Annotated in this window: 21 protein-coding genes and 1 tRNA gene; 6 read left to right on the top strand and 16 right to left on the bottom strand. The window is 71.8% G+C overall.

What is annotated here, in order from left to right; all coding sequences use genetic code 11:
• The first annotated feature begins 109 nt into the window (after positions 1 to 109).
• The 5 genes from RF647_RS02940 (at position 110) to RF647_RS02920 (ending at position 4,880) form a co-directional block, all read left to right on the top strand.
• Complete coding sequence (locus RF647_RS02940) at positions 110 to 673, top strand: hypothetical protein (protein WP_368810430.1); 564 nt, start codon at positions 110 to 112, stop codon at positions 671 to 673.
• A 104-nt stretch (positions 674 to 777) separates the two neighbouring features.
• Positions 778 to 2,565, top strand: coding sequence for an S-layer homology domain-containing protein (locus RF647_RS02935; RefSeq protein WP_368810429.1), 1,788 nt, complete (start codon positions 778 to 780; stop codon positions 2,563 to 2,565).
• A gap of 447 nt (positions 2,566 to 3,012) precedes the next feature.
• Positions 3,013 to 3,333: a hypothetical protein gene (locus RF647_RS02930; protein ID WP_368810428.1), complete on the top strand. Its 321-nt coding sequence runs from the start codon at positions 3,013 to 3,015 to the stop codon at positions 3,331 to 3,333.
• 168 nt (positions 3,334 to 3,501) lie between these two features.
• On the top strand, positions 3,502 to 4,212 hold the full coding sequence (locus RF647_RS02925; RefSeq protein ID WP_368810427.1) for a hypothetical protein: 711 nt from the start codon (positions 3,502 to 3,504) through the stop codon (positions 4,210 to 4,212).
• Positions 4,213 to 4,370: 158 nt separating this feature from the next.
• On the top strand, positions 4,371 to 4,880 hold the full coding sequence (locus RF647_RS02920; protein WP_368810426.1) for a hypothetical protein: 510 nt from the start codon (positions 4,371 to 4,373) through the stop codon (positions 4,878 to 4,880).
• 69 nt (positions 4,881 to 4,949) lie between these two features.
• Here RF647_RS02920 and RF647_RS02915 read toward each other — a convergent pair whose 3' ends face one another.
• The 7 genes from RF647_RS02915 to RF647_RS02885 all read right to left on the bottom strand — a co-directional run bounded on the left by RF647_RS02915 (position 4,950) and on the right by RF647_RS02885 (position 8,583).
• Positions 4,950 to 5,174: a hypothetical protein gene (locus RF647_RS02915; protein ID WP_368810425.1), complete on the bottom strand. Its 225-nt coding sequence runs from the start codon at positions 5,172 to 5,174 to the stop codon at positions 4,950 to 4,952.
• Between the two features lie 518 nt (positions 5,175 to 5,692).
• Positions 5,693 to 6,058 carry a hypothetical protein gene (locus tag RF647_RS02910; protein ID WP_368810424.1) on the bottom strand — a complete coding sequence of 122 codons (366 nt, stop codon included), beginning with the start codon at positions 6,056 to 6,058 and terminating at the stop codon, positions 5,693 to 5,695.
• A 61-nt stretch (positions 6,059 to 6,119) separates the two neighbouring features.
• Complete coding sequence (locus RF647_RS02905; RefSeq protein WP_368810423.1) at positions 6,120 to 6,404, bottom strand: hypothetical protein; 285 nt, start codon at positions 6,402 to 6,404, stop codon at positions 6,120 to 6,122.
• Positions 6,401 to 6,727 (bottom strand): hypothetical protein, encoded by a 327-nt coding sequence (locus tag RF647_RS02900; RefSeq protein ID WP_368810422.1) that lies wholly within the window; start codon positions 6,725 to 6,727, stop codon positions 6,401 to 6,403. The genes RF647_RS02905 and RF647_RS02900 overlap by 4 nt, the downstream gene beginning before the upstream one ends.
• 65 nt (positions 6,728 to 6,792) lie before the next feature.
• Positions 6,793 to 7,269: a hypothetical protein gene (locus RF647_RS02895; protein WP_368810421.1), complete on the bottom strand. Its 477-nt coding sequence runs from the start codon at positions 7,267 to 7,269 to the stop codon at positions 6,793 to 6,795.
• Between the two features lie 88 nt (positions 7,270 to 7,357).
• Positions 7,358 to 8,248, bottom strand: a complete 891-nt coding sequence (locus tag RF647_RS02890) for a hypothetical protein (RefSeq protein ID WP_368810420.1) — start codon at positions 8,246 to 8,248, stop codon at positions 7,358 to 7,360.
• 261 nt (positions 8,249 to 8,509) lie between these two features.
• A tRNA-Leu gene (locus tag RF647_RS02885) sits at positions 8,510 to 8,583 on the bottom strand.
• A 249-nt stretch (positions 8,584 to 8,832) separates the two neighbouring features.
• On the opposite strand from RF647_RS02885, the gene RF647_RS02880 reads away from it, so the two are divergent.
• Positions 8,833 to 9,117 (top strand): hypothetical protein, encoded by a 285-nt coding sequence (locus RF647_RS02880; protein ID WP_368810419.1) that lies wholly within the window; start codon positions 8,833 to 8,835, stop codon positions 9,115 to 9,117.
• Between the two features lie 129 nt (positions 9,118 to 9,246).
• Here the strand turns inward: RF647_RS02880 and RF647_RS02875 are convergent, their stop codons facing one another.
• The 9 genes from RF647_RS02875 to RF647_RS02835 form a co-directional block, all read right to left on the bottom strand.
• Complete coding sequence (locus RF647_RS02875; RefSeq protein ID WP_368810418.1) at positions 9,247 to 10,656, bottom strand: NAD(P)/FAD-dependent oxidoreductase; 1,410 nt, start codon at positions 10,654 to 10,656, stop codon at positions 9,247 to 9,249.
• Between the two features lie 75 nt (positions 10,657 to 10,731).
• Positions 10,732 to 12,195: a S8 family serine peptidase gene (locus RF647_RS02870; protein WP_368810417.1), complete on the bottom strand. Its 1,464-nt coding sequence runs from the start codon at positions 12,193 to 12,195 to the stop codon at positions 10,732 to 10,734.
• A 31-nt stretch (positions 12,196 to 12,226) separates the two neighbouring features.
• Complete coding sequence (locus RF647_RS02865) at positions 12,227 to 13,177, bottom strand: exopolyphosphatase (RefSeq protein WP_368810416.1); 951 nt, start codon at positions 13,175 to 13,177, stop codon at positions 12,227 to 12,229.
• Positions 13,178 to 13,213: 36 nt separating this feature from the next.
• Positions 13,214 to 13,816 (bottom strand): DUF501 domain-containing protein, encoded by a 603-nt coding sequence (locus RF647_RS02860; RefSeq protein WP_368810415.1) that lies wholly within the window; start codon positions 13,814 to 13,816, stop codon positions 13,214 to 13,216.
• A gap of 8 nt (positions 13,817 to 13,824) precedes the next feature.
• Entirely contained in the window at positions 13,825 to 14,661 is an 837-nt protein-coding gene (locus RF647_RS02855; protein ID WP_368810414.1) for a septum formation initiator family protein, read from the bottom strand.
• Positions 14,662 to 14,788: 127 nt separating this feature from the next.
• Complete coding sequence (gene eno / locus RF647_RS02850; protein ID WP_368810413.1) at positions 14,789 to 16,072, bottom strand: phosphopyruvate hydratase; 1,284 nt, start codon at positions 16,070 to 16,072, stop codon at positions 14,789 to 14,791.
• Between the two features lie 185 nt (positions 16,073 to 16,257).
• Positions 16,258 to 16,992, bottom strand: coding sequence for a MazG nucleotide pyrophosphohydrolase domain-containing protein (locus RF647_RS02845; protein ID WP_368810412.1), 735 nt, complete (start codon positions 16,990 to 16,992; stop codon positions 16,258 to 16,260).
• A complete protein-coding gene (locus RF647_RS02840; protein WP_368810710.1) occupies positions 16,989 to 18,113 on the bottom strand; it encodes an adenosine deaminase in 1,125 nt (374 codons plus the stop codon). The genes RF647_RS02845 and RF647_RS02840 overlap by 4 nt, the downstream gene beginning before the upstream one ends.
• Positions 18,114 to 18,145: 32 nt before the next feature.
• A complete protein-coding gene (locus RF647_RS02835) occupies positions 18,146 to 19,849 on the bottom strand; it encodes a hypothetical protein (RefSeq protein WP_368810411.1) in 1,704 nt (567 codons plus the stop codon).
• Positions 19,850 to 19,879: the final 30 nt, after the last annotated feature.

Genomic DNA, 19,879 nt, shown 5'->3' with positions numbered 1-19,879 from the left:
GTTGACGGCTGTCCTGCGTTTCCACGTTCGCTGATTGCAAGAGGGCATGCCGTTATTGACTCGGGCCGGGACACGCGAGGCCGGGGGCTGATCGCCCCAGGAGGAGATCATGGCCACCACCCGCCAGCGCTGCACCGTCACCGGATGCAACCCGCTCCTGGTTGACCTGGACGAAGCGGCCGCGCACCGGGACACGACCGGACACCGCACCGCGGCTTGGCCCACGCGCCCGGCCGAGGGCAAGCGCCTGGAGCGCCAGCGCAACCGCACCGGCTACCACCGCAAGTACCAGCTGGCCCGCGAAGAACGACAGCTGAACGAGCTCATCGCGGCGTCCGAGGAGGAGGACCGCGTCGAGGCCGTCAACGCGATGACCCCGAAGACACGCGAGCAGACCAAGTCCGCCGACGAGGCGTTCTGGGCCCGGCTCGACGCCGGGCAGCGCGGCCAAGCTCTACAACTCGGTGATCGAGGACTGCCACCCGTTCTCCGAAGAAGGACTGGGGCAGTTCTGATGCGTGAGATGACGAGCGGGGCGATCTTCCTGATGGAGGCCGTGCTGATGGGCCGCCTCCTGGTGAGCCTGTTCGGGATCGGACGTTCACTGGCGCTCCCACTCGACGCGGAGATCATCTCCTGGGACACGCTCATCCACCTGCGCAAAATCCTGTAGCCAGGCCTCCGCGCCGGTGGCCAATCCGGGCGCGACGAGCTTTGCAACCGCACACCAGGCAGTAGCAGATCTCTCCCCGCCCCCACTCGAAAGGTCGCTCCCCCTTGTCCAAGAACACCCTGGCACCGTCGCGCCGCACCCTCCTGTCCGCCGCAGCCCTGCTGGGCGGTGGCGCCGCCCTGTCCAGCGCCCTGACCCCCGCAGCGGCCACCAGCCTGCCCCGCGCCACGGCCGCCAACGACGCCGCCGCGCGCACCGGCCTCTACGTCGCCGCCGACCCCAGCCGTGAGATCTGGGGCTTCAGCGAGCGGGAGCCCGCCTACGGGGTGAACCGGTGGGGCAGCACCCACCCGGGGTCGACCACCGTGGACCGTGCGGCCAACGTCCTCTACGGAGGCGACGGACCCCTCCACGAGCGATCCGGCCTGACCGCCACCAACATCGACACCGGGAAGATCGACGCCTCGATCCCCGAACAGGGCCTCGGTCCCGTCTGGGGAATGGCGGTCGTCGGCAAGACACTCTTCTTCGCCGCTGGTTCCGACGGCACCACCATCTACGCCCACCAGACGGTATCCCCCGTCTCGGACCCGCTGTCGTACAAGAAGCTGGGGGTCACCGATCAGGTCCGATCCAATGCGTGGACCGCCACCGGCACGCACGCCGTGTTCGGCGCCGCACCGGCGGGTATCGGCTACGACGGCACTGCCCCGGCCGGATCTACCGGCGTCGTGGGCATCTTCAACGCCGCCACCCAGAGGATGAGCACCCGCCTGGACCTGTTTCCCGGCCACTACGTGAGCCACCTGGCCAGCATCGGGTCCACCGTCTTCGGTGCCACCCGCCCGGCCGCCGACAACAGCGACGGAGCCGCAGCGCCCATCCTGTTCGCGCTCGACCCGGCCGCGGGAACCGTCCTGCGGCGCCAGGAGATGCCTGGGGTGCATTTCACCGGGCTCGCCGTGCTCGAGGGTCTGCTCTACGTCGCCACGGCCGACGAGGTGCTGGAAGTGGATCCTGCCACCGGCGCCACGGTGCGCACCTTCGCGCTGCCCAAGCCGGACACGAACCGCAACCCCCGGTACTTCTCCTTCCTCGCCCTCCCTCACGCCAAGCGCCTGCTTCACCAGAACTCGCTGGGCCAGTCCGTGATCCCCACCCGCACCGGCGTGGTCACTCCCGCGAGGAAGCGAATCCACACCAGCCACTTCACCGACGCCCGCAACACCGTGTGGGTCCACAAGGACGGCGGCCACGGACCGCTGAAGATGGACCACTCCATGGCCGACGGCGCCCCGTACCGCGGCCCGTGGATCTCCCCGTTCGTCGACGTGGCCACCACCCGCGTGTTCTACAAGGAGATCGCCTGGCTGGCCGAGGCCGAGATCTCCGGCGGCTGGAACACCCCCTCCGGCAGGCAGTACCGGCCCAACGCGAAGGTGACCCGGGAGATCATGGCCGCCTTCCTCTATCGCCTGGCGGGCTCCCCCGAGTACACCGCCCCGGCGACCTCGCCCTTCGCCGACGTGGCCACCAGCCGCGCCTTCTACCTGCACATGTCCTGGCTCGCCGAGCAGAAGATCTCCACCGGCTGGGCCGGTCCGAACGGCACCCGCCTCTACAAGCCGGACCAGGACGCGCTGCGCGACCAGATGGCTGCTTTCAGGTACCGGCTGGCCGGGTCTCCGGAGTACACCGCGCCGGCGAAGTCCCCGTTCACCGACGTGTCCACCCGGCACGTCTTCTACAAGGAGATCGCCTGGCTGGCCCACATGGGCGTCTCCAACGGGTGGGCGGCTGCCGGCGGAACCCGCATTTTCGGCCCCGGGCGGCCGGTGCTGCGCGATCAGATGGCGGCCTTCATGTACCGACTGGCGGCAACCACCCTCTGATCTGGACGGCGTGCCGCGGCCCCGGTGTGCAATTGCGTACCGGGGCCGCGACACGTCCGCACACATGGGCTGGGACAGGTTCGCCATCTGGCAGCCGGCACCAGGGGCTCGAGCCCAGGAGGACCCATGATCACTACGACGACCGAGCTCCGCGTCCGCGCCGGAGAGCTGACCGACGAGCACGTCGGCATGGACATCCTCACCGGCACCCGCTGGCACTCCCGCCGGCGCCTGGCCGCGTAGTCCTTCCGCACACATGAGAGGTGTGTAGGGGTCCGCCCAGCGGGCCCGCTGAGCACCCAGGAGCACCTCGTTGCCGTCGTCCAGTACACCGTCACCCGCGCCATCAGGGAGACCCGTCAGCTCGTCATCGACGACGCCGAGTTCACCGGCGAGCACGGCCTCACCCCGGCCGAAGCCGAGGAGCACCAGCTCAGCCAGCACCTGTTGGAGTCCGGCAAGCTGGAGCGCGGCGAGCTCGTCGCCGACCAGCTGAGCGAGCTCACCGGCCCCGAGGATGTGTTCGTGCTCGACCCCGGACAGCAGGCCACCGACGTGCAGTGGCGGGTCAGCGGCTTCTGGAACGACGACGAGATCGTCATCACCGACCTCGCCTGCGCCGAGCGCACCCTGGATCGGGCCGACATCGTCCCCTCCAACGTCAACCACTGCGGCCCCTGGAGTGGCACCGTCGAGGTGCCCCTGAACGCCACGGACGAGCACGTCTGGGCCGCCGCCCGCGAGCTCGCCGCCGAGTACGAGCACTAGAAGCCATGGGCGTCACTCCCTGGCGGTCACCGACCGGCTGGGAGTGACACCGGCGGAGAATCCATTGGAGAGCCCATAGGGCTGTCTCAGCATAACCACAGGGCCAGTCGGTACACATGGGCTATGACCTGGGCTACTGCATCTAGGTCGGACCCCGAGGAGACCCCCGTGGAGCACGAACCCCCTGTCGAGCACGGCGCGCACGCAGAAGTCGTCACCGCCCTGGAATCCCGCCACTCGGGACTGCGGTTTCGCCGCGACGAGGACGGGTCGCTGCACCGCTTCGGTGCCATCCCGCTCACGGCCACCGGTGTGCTGTCCGGTCGCCCCTTCGTTTTCACATACCGGGGTGACCTCGCCCGCTTCCGCGTGTGGCCCACCGGCACCCAGACCCCGAGCGTCCACGACCACCGGCCCTCCGGATTCCCGAAGCTGGAGTCCTCCCGCGGCAAGATCGTCGGCGACCCGCTGTCCAGCTCCCTGACAGCCGAACAGCTCATCGAGGTGCTCGGCGAGATGATCAAGATGGCTCTCACCCACCTGAAGCCGGGCCCCGACGCCCTCCTCCCAGTCACGATCACCATGCCGGACAAGCTGCTGGAGCCCGAGCAGGTCACCGCGCTGCTGGCACCGTTCACCGGCCGGGACCTGCCGCCGCAGGAGGCGCTGCTGGACTGCACGGGCCTGACCAGCTTCTCCCTGGATGCCCTGGGCCGGCTGGCCGAACGCACCACCGAACTGTTCAACATCACCACCCTGGTCGGGGCCAGCGACGAGCTCGCCGAAGCGTTCACCGACGAGGCACAGGCAGAGGCGGTGCGTCAGATGGAGCGCGCCCGGATGGCGCGGCGCCAGGCGGAGCGGGAGGGTCGCGGCTGAGCGGGAGGTCCGCACACATGGGAGGCAAAGCAGGCGCCGCAGAAGGCGCAGGCACCCACCCGTGAGGAGCACACCGTGACCGTCGTCGAGTACCAGACCAAGCGCACGGTCGTGGAGACCCGTCAGCTCGTCATCGACGACGCCGCGTTCACCACCGAGTGCGGCTGCTCGGTGGCCAAGGGCACGAGCGCTCCGAGGTCCTGGACCTGGCCAGCATCGACCTTGTCGACGCGATCAGCCGAGCCCGCGGCGAGGCCAACGACATCGAGCTGTCCGCGGACGAGGTGACCGAGCTCCACCCGATCACCGCCGTCGGCTCAGGTCAGACCCGCGACGCCAAGATGGTCGCCCTGGCCGAGGTCGTGGAGCGGCTCAACGAGATCTTCGGCGCCGACTTCCCGGAGGTTGTTCTTCAGAACTTTGTCGCCTCGCAAATCAACTCAATGTGCCAGGACGAGAAGCTCGTCGCCCAGGCCATGAACAACACCGAAGCCCAGTTCATGGGCAGCCCTGACTTGAGAAACTCAGTGTTGGACGCGGCTATCTCCAACGCGACGAGTCAGAGTCAGATGAACGACCAGCTGTTCGGTGAGGACCGGGTGCAGCAGAACGTCGTCTCGTTGCTCGGACGGGCCCTGTTCCGGTTCCTGCGTGCTGACGCGGCGTGAACTAACCCGGGATCGGCCTATCACGCAGCGCCCTCGCACCCGTCACCTATCCGTGCATCAGTCCGGAGGTCAGTCCAGAATCTTGATCACTTCGGGACTCGTGCCCACCTCGTAGTCTTTCCCGTCTATGCGGACAAGCCAGCCGGACGTCTTCGTCACGGGCGGACCTCCCCAGACTCCCACGTCGAACGTCTGTGCCTGGACCGCCTCAAGGGTTCCTGTCGGCTTATAGACGCCCGCCTCCACATGGACACGACGGCCGATGTGCTGGTGGAGCTGCTCGATGTTCGTCATACCCGAACCTTTGCATGGATTGCCCGGGCATCAGGGCGACCAACACGCCCCGCCTCGCACCTCGAAAACGGGTTGAGGTTGGGCGCTTTTTCGTCCCGGGAGCCGCAGCTCGGAGACGGTCAGCTACACCTATGCGCAGGCGCGAGAGACGGAGGCGCGCACGCGCTCACCCCGGGTGTCCCTCAGTGCTCCCGAAACCACCGCGGCCGCGGCTCGCAGGGCCGGGGAGGACGGGATCTCCTGGCCCGTCACCCGTCGAGCCTCAGTGAGCAAGAGCACGGCGACGGCGCGCTCCGCGGATACCCCTGGAGGCAGCTCGACGCGGGCCGGACGGTCCAGCGTGGACTCGCTTATCGCGAAGGCTTGATTGTATATGGAGGAGAGCATCAGGGTGGCACCTTCCAGCGGGGCTGCGTCCGTCGCAGCGCCCGTGGCATCTATGTGTGCGGACCGGGTGCCAGGCCCAAATCAGCCCCATTCCACCGGGTGCAAGACATGACTGGCTCAGGTCTGGGCGGTCAGGCCCGATCCTCAGCTTTTTCGGCGATAACCGGTTCGATTTCCGGTGTCGCAGGGATCGCCGTAGCGAGGATTTCAAGTTTTGGCTGCCAGGCCAGGTGCACGGAGTTGCCCGGCGTCGTGGTGGCGAGCCGCTCCGCCACCGTGTCCAGCGTGGCGGCCAGGTGTGCTCCATCAGCGTGCTCGCCGGCCGTCTTCCTGGACTCCACTCGGCGGGCGGCCACAGGCGACGCAGCCTCGTATCTCGCATTGACGATGGCGTCGTAGTCGTCGTCACTGCGGAGTCGGGTGCCGAAGTAGTAGGCAGCGAAGCGGGCGAAGGCGACGCTCGCCCGGTAGTCCGTCGAGGTCTGCTGTTCGGTCACAGGATTCTTCTCGCAGTGAGCGTCGTAGGACTGGCGGTCGGTGCTCTTATGGTGTCCAGCGTCAGTCGTCGACCCGCCTCCGGGCCCGGCGCCGGCGGGACTCGTGCACGCCGGTCTTGGACGTGTGCAGCGCATCGGCCGTCTGCTCAACGGTCAGGCCGGTGGCTCGCACCTGCGCCACGGCGTCGTCGTAGTCGGCCCTGCGGGCGTCCACGACGGCCTCGGCTTCCTCCAGTCGGGCACGGGCGGTGCGGGCGGCTTCAAGGGCCTGGGCCCGTGCTGCGGCGATCTGCTGCACTGGGGTGGGCTCCTGGTCGGTCGGGTCGGTGTCGGTTTCGGTGGTCATGGGATTCTCCTGGGGTGAAGGTCGGTCGGGTCAGGCGCCTGCGTAGTCGGGGCGTCCATGCGGGCGTCGTCGTCGTACAACACCCGATAGGCCCAGTCGAACCACTGATCCAGACCGACCAGCCCTGGGACGCCGATGCCGTTGAGCAGCAGGTACGCCGGGGCGTGTTCGTCAGGGACGGCGCAGGCGAACCGGGTCCGGACGGCCGGTTCGGAATCTTCCGGCCAGCGGGCCGCCACGTAGACGTCGAAGTCGAGCAGGTCCGCCAGCTTGGACCCCGGTGTCGGAATCGGGTCCGTGACCCTGTCCGGGGCCCACGTCATGAACGCGCGGACGTCGGGCTTGCCGTCGTACCCGTCTCCCTAGTTCAGCATGTCGAACACGAGGTTCATCGCGCACCGCCGTTCGCAACGAGCTCGAGCACGTCGACCGCGTCCAGATCGACGGTCACCACAGCCGGGGCGGTGTGGTCACCGCGTCCCACCGTCCACGGGGACCACGTCCACACCGCGCGCCCGGAGGCGCCGGTCATGTACTCCCCGGTCGAGTGGGCCAAGTAGTGAAGCAGGCGCAGCCGCGGCAGGATCGCGGCCCCGGCCGGGATCCGGTGGAAACCCACCCAGCGGGCGGGGCGCATGTCCGGGTTGAAGTAGAGCTCGTCGAGGCCGTCGGCCGGGAGGGCACCCGCGGCCGGCAGCATGGCACGGTGATCGTCGCCGTCCAGAATGGCCAGGGAGTAGACCACCCCGCGGCCTCGGAAGGGTTCGTTGTGGGCGAGTACGCGAATCACGCGGTCGGTGTCGGAGATGCGGGGGGCAGTGAGCCCGGGGACGATGCGGGTCCGGGAAATGATCACGTTGTTCATGGCAGGGAGAGCCTTTCAAGGCGGAGAGGGAGGGAGGTGCTGCCCGCCGCGCCAGACGAACCGGCGCCCGACGCGACGGGCGGTGGAGCTAGTAGACGCGGGGCCGGGTCACCACGATCCGGCCCCGCGGGGTGGCGGTAGAGCAGGCGGGGAGGTGCTTGGGGCCCTTCACGGGCAGGCCGTCGTGGGTGATGTAGTGGACCACCTCGGTGCCGAGGGTCGCGGTGCGACGCTCGGCCACCGGCCGGGCGGCGGGGACGTGCTTGAGGGTGGAGGCGGTGCGCACACCGTTGCGGGTGACGATGGTCTCCACCGTGCGGGCCTCGGGGTCGCGCACCGTCTCCACGGTCGGGGCGGGCTCGTTGAGCGACATGCCGACGATGTGGCGGCGCCCTTTGGGAGAGAAGGCGACCATGCCCCAGCCGTGGCCCTGGACGGCATGCTCCAGGTCGAAGGCGTCCAGCCGGCGCAGGTTGTTGAGGATGGTCCACTCCAGATAGGCGGCCTTCAGCTCGGACAGCTTCACGCTCTGCTCGGTGCCCTGCGTGCAGGCGTTGGCGAAGAAGTCCACCACGGCCCGGTGCCGGCCGATGAGCGTGAGCCCGGCCCACTCGGCGACCTTGCGGAGCTCGTCCTCGTCGTTCTCCATGCCGGCGGCGTAGCTGGCGACGTGGTAGCCAACGCCGAGGACCTCGCGCAGCTTGGCGACGTTGAGCGCATCGTCGCGGCGGGCGACGTAGCGGCCAGGCATGTCGGTCATGCCGTTGAGCTGCTCGGCCAGCGCGCCGGAGATCAGGAAGGTGCTGGAGTACTGCACCGCGGTGCGGCTGAAGGCGAGGTGCCGGCGGAAGGTTTTGTACTCCGCGGCGAAGGCCTCGACGTCGATGCCCTCGCGGAGGGTGAAGGTCACAGAGACGTCGGCCAGACCGCTCGGGCGGATGTCGGAGGTAGTGATGTTCAAGAGGGCAATGTGCGCCATGGGATTGGATCCTTCGGGGTGGAATCTGCGAGTGGAGTGTTAGGTTCGCCCTGCTGTATTAAGGAGTACGCCCCTCCACATATATGCACAAGCACATTGGCCCTGATCTGCACACATCCGGACACCACAAAAACCCCGCCGGCATGGTGCTGACGGGGCCTCGGTGCGGGTTCTATGTTGAAAACACCGGATAAAAACCGAGCCGGCCACCGATGGCGGTGACCGGCTCAGTCAGCTCCCGCGGATTTCCGCGGATTTTCGTGCCCCCAGTCAGACTCGAACTGACACTGAGCGGATTTTAAGTCCGCTGCCTCTGCCGATTGGGCTATGGGGGCCGGTCCCGGACGCGTCACCGGGACGCCGCCCACCCTATCGCCTCGTCCCGCTCCCAGCACCGGGACGGGCCGGGGCCGCGGCCGGGAGCCGCGCCTGTCGGCCGATCGCAGGATCCAGTACGCTGGCACGGTGGTCGAGCAGCCGGCCGCGATGTCGTCGCATCCGCAGGAGGCTGCTTCCGTGCACCACCCCGTTCTCCCGTCCTACCGGTTCCCGTTGGAATGCGGACGTCCCGCTGGCCCCGCCCAATGCGGGTGTACCCCGACGCCGTGCCGGCCGACCTCGGCATGAGCGACGTCGTCGCCCGGCCCACCGGCAGGACGTACCTGGCGCCGGAGGACGCGTTCCCCGCCGACCTGACCGAGGTGTCCCTGGCCGATCTGCACGTCCTGCACAGCAGGGTCGGCCGGCAGCTCGACCGCGAGTACCTCGGCAGCGCGTCCGGCGCCCACCCGGTCACGCTCGAGCGCCACCAGGAGCTGGGCGTGGAGCTGGACGCCCGCGAGATCGCCCACCCCCGGAACACCCACTGACGGACGGCGGCCTGCCGGCCCCAGGGCAGGCGCCACGGGGGCCGGGCCGGGGGCGTCACAGCCCCGCGGAACGGCTCGACCCCGCCGCGGCACGTGGCCGGGACGGGGTCGAGCGGTGGACGGATCGGATCAGAGGTTGGCCTTGCGCGGGGCGGGGGCCTTGCCGGCGGCGGTCTGGAACCGCGTGCGCGGGTCCCGCTCGTGGCGCAGCGTGGTGGTGTCCCGGCCGAAGACGAAGTTCAGGGCCCACTCGGTGAAGACGCGGGCCTTGCGGTCCACGGTGGGGATCGCGTAGCCGTGGTAGAGCCGGTGCATCGCCCACGCGGCGACACCGGAGAACTCGATGCCCTTCGCCGGCAGACCGGGGAGGCCCTTGATGCTGGCCACGCCCTTGTAGAGGCCGAGCCCGGCGACCGCGCCGAGGTTCTCGTGGTAGTAGTCCTCGAGCGGCTTGCCCGCGCGGGCGGCCATGATGTTCTTGGCCACCGTGTGCGCCTGGCGCACCGCGTGCTGGGCGTTGGGGACGCAGAACCCGCCGACTCCCCCACCTGTGAGGTCCGGGACGGCGGAGACGTCGCCGGCGGCCCAGGCGCCCTCGAGGGGCCCGTCGTCGCCGGTGATCCGCAGGTCGGCCCCGGCCCGGACGCGGCCGCGCTCGTCGAGCGGGAAGTCCGTGCTCTTGACGAGCGGGTTCGCCTGCACCCCGGCGGTCCAGATCAGCGTGTCGGTGCCGAACTCGCCGGCCGGGGACTTGTCCTGCATGTTGACGAGCTTCAGGTGCTTGTCCACCGCGGAGGCGAGCGACGTGTTGAGAAGCACCTCGATACCGCGGCTGCGCAGGTGCGCCACGACCTTCTCCGCGCGCTCCTCGGAGACCTCGGGCATGATCCGGCCCATGGCCTCGATGAGCACGAAGCGCAGGTCGGAGACCGTGAGCCGCTCGTTGCGCTCGACGGCGCTGCGGGCCATGTCCTCGATCTCGGCGATCGTCTCGGTGCCGGCGTAGCCGCCGCCGACCACCACGAAGGTCAGCGCCCGGCGCTTGGCCTCCTCGTCGGTGGTGAGGGAGGCGACCTCGATGCGCTCGAGCACCCAGTTGCGCACCGCCACGGCCTCCTCGATGGTCTTGAGGCCGATGCCGTTCTCGGCGAGGCCCTCGATCGGGAAGGCGCGGGTCACGGAGCCGCCGGCGATGACGACCTCGTCGTAGGTCAGCTCGAAGGTCTCGCCCTCGTCGATGCCCTTGACGGTCGCGGTGCGGTTCGCGTGGTCGACCCCGAGCACGTGCCCGGTGACGATCTCGCAGTCCTTGAGGTGCTGCCGGTGGGGCACCACCGCGCTGCGGGCGGAGACGTTGCCGCCGGCCACCTCGGGCAGGAAGGGAAGGTACATCATGTACGGGTTGGGATCCACCACGGTCACGACTCCGCCGGAGTCCTTGATCCGCTTCTGCAGTTCCTGCGCCACGGTGAAGCCGACGTAGCCGCCGCCGACGATCAGAAGGCGCGGACGGTCCTTGGCCAGTTGAGTGAAAGACATGCCCCCGAGTCTACTCAGAACGCTGTCGATATCGGTTCTCGTCCTGGGCGTCCGGACCGTGTTCCGGCGCACGCCTCAGGGACGGCCGCCCGGGCCCCCGTCCGGGTCGGCGGCCACGATGCGGCGGATGTGCACCACGGCACCCGCCGTGAGGCCCAGCACGAGCAGCCCGAACCCGGCGAGCACCACGACGGGCAGCAGCCCGGTCTCGTCGATCGGGGCAACGGGCTCGGGCGGGGCAACCTCCGCCTCGACCTCCTCCGTGACGGGTGCCGAGCTCTCGGCCGGGCCCGCCGTGGGGGTCGCCGCGGCGCTGCGGCGGTGCACCCGCACCCACTGCTCCATGCTGCCGAGGGGACTGCGGTCGACCTCCGGGACGTCCTCCGTGAGCGCGGCCCTGACGTCCAGAACCCCGTAGCCGTAGAGCGGGTCCTTGCCCGGCGAGCCGGTGTCCCGGGCGGTGGAGACGATGCGGTTCGCGATCTGGGCGGAGCTCATCTCCGGCCACTTCGCCTTGATCAACGCCGCGGTGCCGGCCACGACCGGAGCGGACGCGGACGTCCCGGCCCACGAGGCGTAGCGGTCGCCGGGAATGGCGCCCACCATGTCCTCGGACGGGCCGGCCACGGCGATGGAGATCCCCTGCGAGGAGGACTCCCAGCTCGCCTCCCCCGTGCGGCCCACCCCGCCCACCGTCAGCACGCCGGGGATGGTGGCGGGGGCGCCGACCTGGACGAGCCCCGACCCCCGGTTGCCCGCGGAGGCGACGACGAGCACGTCCTTCTCCTCGGCGTAGAGGAAGGCCTCGTCCCAGCTCTCGGGCCACGAGGTGGCGTTGGAGCCCACCGACATGTTGATGACGTCCGCCCCGTTGTCCACAGCCCACCGGACGGCGTCCGGGAGCTGCTCGTCGACGCTGCGGACCTCCGGGCTCTCGTCGCCCAGCCAGGTGGACACGGCGAGCACCTCGGCGTCCGGGGCGACGCCCACGATGCCGGCGGGCCGGCCCGGGGCGTCGTCGTCCCGCCCGCCCGGGGGCACGTGGCCGCGGCCCGCGGCCACGGACGCCACGAGGGTCCCGTGCTCGGGCTCGGTGCCGAGACCCTCCTGACCGTCGGCGGAACCGCCGCCCGAGACGTCGGTGCCGCCCACCACGGCGCCCTCCAGATCCTGGTGCGAGCCGTCCACCCCGGTGTCGATGACGGCGATGCGCACGCCCTCCCCCGTGGACTCCGCCCAGGCCTCCCGCACGCCGTACTCGTCCAGCCAGTACTGCAGCGGACGGATCCCGTCCTCCGCGATGCGGGAGGTGTCCGGGGCGGGGGTGGCGCCGTCACCGGGCGTGGGTGCCACGCTGACGGGGTCCTCGAGCGGGATGCTGGGGGCGGGGCCGGGCTCCGGGGGCCGGGCCTGCGCCGGCCCCGTCCCGGGCAGGACCAGCGCGCCGGCGCCGACCACGGCCGAGGCCGCCCCCACCGCGCCCCACCGGGTGAGGGCGCGGTGGCGCGGGGGGCGGTGGCGGGGTGCACTGGAAGACATGAGTCCTTCCGGGTCGGGGGGTCCGGGCGGGTCAGCCGACCTGGGACAGGGCGATACCGTCCAAAATATCGTGCTCGCTCGCGATCGCCGAGTCCACCCGTCCACCGGTGGCGGCGCCCACCCGCTCGACGATCCGCCGCCACACGAGGGCGCCGCCGCCGATGACGTCGACACGGCCCTCGTGCATGTAGGGCAGCGCGGCGCGCTCCGCGCGGGTCATGGCCGTGAGCTCCCGGCACGCCTGCGCGATCCGCTCGGCGGGCAGCGCGGCGCCGTCGATGGCCGCGGGGTCGTAGGCGGACAGCCCGAGGGCGTGCGCCGTGACGGTCGTGATGGTGCCCGCGACGCCCACGAGGTGGGTGGCCTCCGCGAGGGGCACGGTCTGCAGGACCACGTCCACGGCGTGGTCGACGTCGCGCAGCACGGCCTCCTGCTGGGCGGCGGTGGGCGGGTTGGAGCCGAGGTGGCGCTCGGTCAGGCGGACGCAGCCGATGTCCACGCTGCGCTCCGCGCGCACCCCCTGGGCGTTGCCCAGCACGAACTCTGTCGACCCTCCGCCGAGGTCGATCACCAGGACCCGGTCCTCCGGATCCGTGCCGCCCACGGCGGCCGCGGCGCCGCGGAAGGACAGCTCGGCCTCCTCGTCGCCGCTGATGACCTCGGGGGTCACGCCGAGGCGCTCGCGGATCCCGGCGAGGAAGACGTCCCGGTTGCCGGCGTCGCGGGTGGCGCTCGTGGCCACGAAGCGCAGCTGCTCCACCCCGTGCTCCGCCAGCAGCCGGGCGTACTCGTCCGTGGCCGCGAACGTGCGCTCGAGCGCCGCCTCGGCGAGCCACCCGGTGGCGTCCACGCCCTGGCCGAGCCGGACCACGCGCATCTCGCGCACCACGTCGTCGAGCACCGTGCGGCCCTGCTCCTCCCGGGTGTCGGCGATGAGCAGTCGGATGGAGTTCGTGCCGCAGTCAATGGCGCCTGTGCGCATGGGGAGTCCTCGGGGGGTGTCGGGGGCGGGTGGGTCTCAGGCCTCGCGCCAGGCGGGGTCGCAGTGGCAGGCGTCGGGGGTCCACCACTCGGCGATGGCGTCGAGGGTCTCGTCGCCGAGCGGATTCACACCGGGCCCGGCCGCGAGCGCGTGGCCGGCGAGCACGTGCAGGCACTTGACCCGCACGGGCATGCCGCCGGCGGAGATGCCCTCGATCTCGGGGACGGGCCCGGTGCCGGCCGCGGCGCCGACCCGGGCGCGCTCGGCGAGGTAGTCCTCGTGCGCGACCCGGTGGGCTGCGGCCAGCGCCTCGTCCTCGGCGATGCGGTCCGTCATCGTGTACATCAGGCCGGCGGCCTCGAGCCGGGACACCGCCGCGGTGATCACGGGGTGGGCCAGGTAGAACACGGTGGGGAACGGGATGCCGTTGGCCAGCCGCGGCGCGGTGGCCGCCACGAGCGGGTTCCCGCACGTGCACCGGGCCGGGATCTCGACGACGTCGCGCACGGGACGCCCGAGCTGCCGGGAGAGCACCTGGAGGTCCAGGGCCGTGGGCTCGACCGTCGCGGCCGTCACCCCGAGTCCCCGGGGTGCGGGGGCCGGCCGGTCGCCGGGCTCGTGTCCGTGCTGGGGGTTCACGCCGTTCCTCACTCCGCGGCGCTGCCGCGGCTGTCCGTCGCCGCGTCCTGCGGCGCGCCGGCCCCGTCCGCCGGGGCGGCCGGGACGCTCTGCTCTGTCTGCTCTGCCTGCTCGGTGGTGCCGGGGTCCTGGCCTGCGCCGAGCTCGTCCGTGCTGCCCGACTGTCCGGGGGCCGCGGGCTCGTCGGTGCTGCCCGGCTCGGCGTCGGTGTCCGCGTCCTCGGCGGTGTCCGCGTCCTCGCTGCCGGCCGGTTCCCCGCCGGCGTCCGCGGTCCCGCCGGTGTCCGTGTCCCCGGCGGCTCCGGTGCCCGCCGCGGGACGGGCGTCCTCGTAGGCGGAGGCCACCACGGACTGCCAGAGGGCGTCCACCCAGGCGGGCTTCTCGGCCTCGACCTGCGCCGCCGAGGAGTCCACCACGGCGCCGTCCATCTCCTCGGCGCCCACCACGAGGTAGGACCGCTCCCCCGGCATCACGTAGAGGAGCCGGTCCCGGGCCTGCTGCTTGACGTAGGTCTCGTCCGACCACTGGTCCACCTGGTCCTCCAGGGAGGCCTGCTGGGCCTCCATGTCGGCGATGGCGCGCTCGAGCTGGGCGATCTCCGCCCGCTGCTCGAGGAAGATCTTGGTGGTCGGCGCCGCCAGGAACACGATGAGCACGGCCACGAGGGTGAGGATCAGGAACCGCCCGCTGAAGGTGCGGGCGGGGACCGGCGACCCCACGGCGCTGGACCCGCCGCCCGGCCCGTGGCCCGGGCCGCCGCCCGTCCCGCCGTCGCGCCCGCGGGTGCCCGGCGCGGCGTCGCGCCCGCCGAGCAGGCGGGTGGTGCGCGGGCGGGGAGCGGGCATGGCGACCTCACGGGGGAAGGGCGGGGACGGGGACCAGTGTAGCGCTCACGGAGGGAGCGGCCGCCGCTGGGAACGGCCGCTCCCCCTGCACGACGACGGGCCGGCGGGGCCGGTCAGCCGCCGGTGGTCACTTCGCGGTGTAGCGCGGGAACGCGGAGGCCCCCGCGTAGCGCGCGGCGTCCCCGAGCTCCTCCTCGATGCGCAGCAGCTGGTTGTACTTGGCCACGCGCTCGGAGCGGGCCGGCGCCCCGGTCTTGATCTGCCCGGCGTTGGTGGCCACCGCGATGTCCGCGATCGTGGTGTCCTCGGTCTCGCCCGAGCGGTGGGAGATCATGCAGTGGAACATGTGCCGCTGGGCCAGGGAGATGGCGTCGAAGGTCTCCGTGAGGGAGCCGATCTGGTTGACCTTCACGAGCAGGGCGTTGCCGGCGCCCTCGTCGATGCCGCGGGCCAGCCGCTCCGGGTTGGTGACGAACAGGTCGTCGCCCACGATCTGGACCTGGGTGCCCACGGACGCGGTCAGGGCCTGCCAGCCCGCCCAGTCGTCCTCGTCCAGCGGGTCCTCGATGGACACGATCGGGTAGTCGCGCACGAGCTCCTCGTAGTAGGAGGTCATCTCCGCGGCGCTGAGCTGCTTGCCCTCGAAGCTGTACTTGCCGTTCTCGAAGAACTCGGAGGAGGCCACGTCCAGGGCCAGTGCCACGTCGGTGCCCACGGTGTACCCGGCCTTCTCGATCGCCTCGGAGATGAGGTCGAGGGCGGCACGGTTGGAGTCGAGGTTCGGGGCGAAGCCGCCCTCGTCGCCCAGCCCGGTGGCGAGGCCGCGCTCCTTGAGCACGCCCTTGAGGGAGTGGTAGACCTCCACGCCGGTGCGCAGGGCCTCGGAGAAGGTCGCGGCGCCGATCGGGGCGATCATGAACTCCTGGATGTCCACGTTCGAGTCGGCGTGGGAGCCGCCGTTGAGGATGTTCATCATGGGCACCGGGAGGACGTGGGCGTTGGGCCCGCCCAGGTACTTGTAGAGCTCGAGGTCGGAGGCGTTGGCGGCGGCGCGGGCCACGGCCAGGGAGACGCCCAGGATGGCGTTGGCGCCGAGGCTGCCCTTGTTGTCCGTGCCGTCGAGGTCGAGCATGGTGCGGTCGACCAGCCGCTGGTCGGTCGCGTCGAGACCGATCACGGCCTCGGCGATCTCCTCGTCGACGGCCTTCACGGCCTCGAGGACGCCCTTGCCGAGGTAGACGTTCTTATCGCCGTCACGGCGCTCGACGGCCTCGAAGGCACCGGTGGAGGCGCCCGAGGGCACCGCCGCCCGGCCGTAGCTGCCGTCCTCCAGCAGCACCTCGACCTCCACGGTCGGGTTGCCGCGGGAGTCGAGGATCTGGCGGGCGTGCACTGCGGTGATCATGGCCATGGGTTGCTCCTGACGTTGGTGCTGAGCTTGTTGCTGACGTGGGTGGAACGTGCGTGGTGGGGCGGTCGGGGCCCCGGTGCGGGGCACCGGCCGAGGGTCCGCACCGGCGGAGCCGGGCGCCCCCGGCGGCTCCAGCCTAGCGACTCGGCGCCGGTGGCCGGCCGCCGGGGCGGGCCGTGACGGGATCAGTCCCCGTTCCGGGCGGCGGCGTACGCGCGGGCGGCCCCGCGCAGGGCCCGCTCGGCGTCGAGCCCGCGGGCGGAGCCGGAGCGCACGAGCGCGAACAGCGCCTCGCCCAGCTCCTCCTCGGTGTGCGGGCCGCCGGGCTCCTCCGCGGCGGGGACCGCGGGTTCGAGGTCGTGCTTGCGGGCCCGCGCGAGGGTCTTCTCCGCGAGGGCCAGGGCCGGCAGGTGCGGCGGGATGCCGTCGAAGGGCCCGGTCCGCTCGGGCTTCTCGGCCCGCTTGAGGTCCTCCCAGCGGGAGTGCAGCTGCTCGAGGGTCTGCTCCCCCGCGACGTCCCCGGTGGCGCCGGCGTCGAAGACGTGGGGGTGGCGGCGGACCAGCTTGGCGGTGATGGCCTCGAGCACGTCGGCCACGTCGAAGCCGCCCTCGGCGCGCGGGCGCTCCTGGGCGACCCGGGAGTGGAAGACCACCTGCAGCAGGACGTCCCCGAGCTCCTCGACGAGCAGCCCGGCGTGGGCCGCCGGCCCGCCCTCGGCCTCCACGGCCTCGACCACCTCGTAGGCCTCCTCCACCAGGTAGCGCACGAGGGACTCGTGGGTCTGCTGCCCGTCCCACGCGCACCCGCCCGGGGAGCGCAACCGGTCCATGACCGCCACGAGCTCCGCGAAGCGCTGCCCGGTCCGCTCCGGGACGCCGAGCCCCGCCGCTACGTCGTCGGTGCCGTGCCCCTGGCTCATGCGTGCATCCCCTCGAAGCCGTCGGTGATCATCCCGTCCAGGGCGGTGCGGTCCTCGAGCGGGAGGAAGGCGGCGGCCGCGGCGTTGCGCTGCAGCCGCTCCAGGTCCTCGAGCCCGTAGCCGAAGTGCTTCACGAGCAGGGCCAGCTCGTCCGTGACCGTGGTCCCGCTCATCAGCCGGTTGTCCGGCGAGATGGTCACCGTGAAGCCGGTCCGGTAGAGCATGTCCACCGGGTGCCGCTCGGGACCGCCGCCGAACGCAGCCACGGCCCCGGTCTGGAGATTGGACGTGGGGCACACCTCGAGGGCGATGCCCCGGTCCCGGACCCACTCGGCCGTGCGGCCCAGGTCGACGACGGCGACGTCCTCCAGGTAGTCGATGTCGATGTCCTCCGCGATGCGCACCCCGTGGCCCAGGCGCAGGGCGCGGCCCGTGGCCAGCGCGTCCCGGATCGACTCGATGCCGGCGGCCTCCCCGGCGTGGAGGGTGACGGGCACCAGCTCGTCCGCGAGCAGCTCGAAGGCGGCCCGGTGGCGGGCGGGCGGGAAGCCGTCCTCGGGTCCCGCGAGGTCGAAGGCCACCACGCCGCGGTCCCGGTTGTCCACCACAAGGCGGGCGATCTCGAGGGAGCGCTCGGCGTGGCGCATGGCGCAGAGGATCTGGGTGACGGACACGATGTGGCCGGCGTCCTCCGCGGCCAGCACGCCCTCCGAGAGCCCGAGCCGGACGGCCTCGACGGCCTCCGCCATCGACAGGCCGCCGGCGGTGTGCTGCTCCGGGGCCCAGCGCACCTCTGCGTGGACCACCCCGTCCGCCACGAGGTCCTCGACGTACTCCCGGGCGCAGCGCACGAGCGCCTCGGGGGTCTGCATCACGGCGACCGTGTGCTCGAAGGTCGCCAGGTAGCGCAGCAGCGAGCCGGAGTCGGCGCTCTCCCGCACCCACCGGCCCAGCGCCTCGGGGTCCTCGGCCGGCAGCCGGTGCCCGGCGGCGGCGGCCAGCTCGACCACCGTGGCCGGGCGCAGGGCGCCGTCGAGGTGGTCGTGCAGGCACACCTTGGGCAGATCGCGCAGGACCCGGTCCGGCACGCGGCCCGGGTGCTGTTCGGCGGAGGTCAGCATCACGGTCGGGACGGCCCCTGTCTCGGTCGGTCTCAGTAGTTCCAGTCCTGCAGGGCCTCGTTCATGTGCTGCGGGATGTGCGCCCCGGTGCGGGGGTACATGCGCAGCTCCTCGAGGTAGTTCTGCGCGGGCAGCCGGTCCTCGTAGCGCACGAAGGCCTCCTCGTCCGCGTAGTCGAAGGACACCTCCGGGGGGATGCCCGGGCGAAAGCGGAACATCATCGCCAGCGGGGCGCCGTTGCCCTCCACGTAGGACTCGTCCTTGAGCTCCTGCACGTGCAGCAGCTCCTCGGGGACGAGGTCGAAGGTGCGGCGCTGGTCCCAGAAGCCGTTCTTCCGCACGTGGGTCAGGGCGTCGTAGTAGGTGCCCAGGGCCCGCACCCGCACGAGCACGGTGGAGACGTCCATCGCCGTGCCGTCCTCGCCGAACAGGCGCCGCTGGGCGTCCGCGAGCCGGCGCAGGACGTCGACCTCCTTGAGCACGAGGTTGCCCTCGGCCAGCTTGTCCTGGGAGGGCCGGTCCTGGACCTCCGCCGGGGCCCGGTAGGACGGGGAGACGTCGGTGGAGACCGCGGTCTCCGGGGCGGAGGAGTCGTGGTCGTCCCCGGCGGCGGTGCCGGCGGCGGCCGCGGCGGCCGTCGCGGCCGCCGCCCCGGTGGGCGCGGCCGGTTCGACGTCCTCGTGCCACTCCTCGTGGTCGACGTGGTCGGGGACCTCGTGCTGGGCGACGCCATGGTCGGGGACGTCGTGGGCGGTGGCCTCCCGGTCGGAGGCGCGGTGCTCGTCCTGCTCCCGGCCGGCCGCGGGGACCTCCGTGGCGGGAGCGGCCCCGGGAACGGCCTCCGTCCCGGTGATCGGCTCGGTGATCGGCTCGGCGGCCGGCTCCGCGCTCTGCGCGGAGACCGGGCCGTCTGTCGGTTCGGGGACGGGGCCACGGGCGGCACCGGTCGCGGAGGACCCGGTCCCGCCCGCAGCGGCTCCACCGGCAACGGCGGCCGCGGCGACGGCGGGGACTCCCACGGCCGAGTGCTCCGCGGCCGGGCCCGTCGGCTCGGACGCGGCACCGGTCCCGGCCGCCTGGCGCTCGTCGTCGGACCGCTCCCCGGTGGGTCGCTCACCGGCAGGCCGGTCCTCGGCGGAGCTCGTCTCCGCAGGGGACCGCGTGCCCGCGGCAGCGGCGCCCGGCGTGGGCCGCCCGGACCGCCAGGTGCGGACGTCCTCGCTGCCGTCGGCGAAACCGTAGGTCGTCACCACGGAGCGGACCCCGTCCTGCTCCGGGCCCACCTCGATGCGGGCGTTCTGCCACGCGCCGCGGGGCGAGGACATGGCCTCGCTGTAGAGGTCGGCCACGGGGTCGAAGAGGGGCGAGTCCTGGTCCACGGTGCCGGACTCCACGGACGGGTCGGCGTCCCCCACGGACTGCTGGGTCTGGTGGGTCATGGTGTTGCCGCGCTGGACGAGCGTGAGCACGGCACGGTCGGCCCCCCGGGACGTCAGCCGGTCCACGAGGAAGGGCAGAGGTCCGCGGTCCGGCAGCGGCCGGACCTCCTCCGGGCCGTGCTCCTCGTGACCGTGCCCGTCCTGGCCCGTTTCCCGGGTCCCGGTGTCGGGGCCGGCGGTCGGACCGGCCGGCTGCTCGGGCCGTCCGGTCTCGTGGCGCGGTGTGCTGTCCTCGGTGTTCTTCCGGAAAATGCCTCGCAGACCCAACTGGACCCACCCTTCCGAGCGTGTGCGCACGCCCTCGGTTCTCGTTTCGCGCTGGTTCTC

It is taken from the genome of Kocuria sp. CPCC 205263 (genome assembly GCF_040981075.1).
GTDB lineage: Bacteria > Actinomycetota > Actinomycetes > Actinomycetales > Micrococcaceae > Kocuria > Kocuria rosea.
Note: the sequence above shows the minus strand (reverse complement) of the source record. Positions and strands in the feature narration are given on the sequence as shown.

Bases quoted from the DNA above. Each gene is read 5' to 3' on its own strand.
- RF647_RS02940 (WP_368810430.1), top strand. From the start codon at position 110: ATGGCCACCACCCGCCAGCGCTGCACCGTCACCGGATGCAACCCGCTC.
- RF647_RS02915 (WP_368810425.1), bottom strand. From the start codon at position 5,174: ATGACGAACATCGAGCAGCTCCACCAGCACATCGGCCGTCGTGTCCAT.
- RF647_RS02905 (WP_368810423.1), bottom strand. From the start codon at position 6,404: ATGACCACCGAAACCGACACCGACCCGACCGACCAGGAGCCCACCCCA.
- RF647_RS02900 (WP_368810422.1), bottom strand. From the start codon at position 6,727: ATGACGTGGGCCCCGGACAGGGTCACGGACCCGATTCCGACACCGGGG.
- RF647_RS02895 (WP_368810421.1), bottom strand. From the start codon at position 7,269: ATGAACAACGTGATCATTTCCCGGACCCGCATCGTCCCCGGGCTCACT.
- RF647_RS02890 (WP_368810420.1), bottom strand. From the start codon at position 8,248: ATGGCGCACATTGCCCTCTTGAACATCACTACCTCCGACATCCGCCCG.
- RF647_RS02880 (WP_368810419.1), top strand. From the start codon at position 8,833: ATGCGGGTGTACCCCGACGCCGTGCCGGCCGACCTCGGCATGAGCGAC.
- RF647_RS02875 (WP_368810418.1), bottom strand. From the start codon at position 10,656: ATGTCTTTCACTCAACTGGCCAAGGACCGTCCGCGCCTTCTGATCGTC.
- RF647_RS02870 (WP_368810417.1), bottom strand. From the start codon at position 12,195: ATGTCTTCCAGTGCACCCCGCCACCGCCCCCCGCGCCACCGCGCCCTC.
- RF647_RS02865 (WP_368810416.1), bottom strand. From the start codon at position 13,177: ATGCGCACAGGCGCCATTGACTGCGGCACGAACTCCATCCGACTGCTC.
- RF647_RS02855 (WP_368810414.1), bottom strand. From the start codon at position 14,661: ATGCCCGCTCCCCGCCCGCGCACCACCCGCCTGCTCGGCGGGCGCGAC.
- eno (WP_368810413.1), bottom strand. From the start codon at position 16,072: ATGGCCATGATCACCGCAGTGCACGCCCGCCAGATCCTCGACTCCCGC.
- RF647_RS02845 (WP_368810412.1), bottom strand. From the start codon at position 16,992: ATGAGCCAGGGGCACGGCACCGACGACGTAGCGGCGGGGCTCGGCGTC.
- RF647_RS02840 (WP_368810710.1), bottom strand. From the start codon at position 18,113: ATGCTGACCTCCGCCGAACAGCACCCGGGCCGCGTGCCGGACCGGGTC.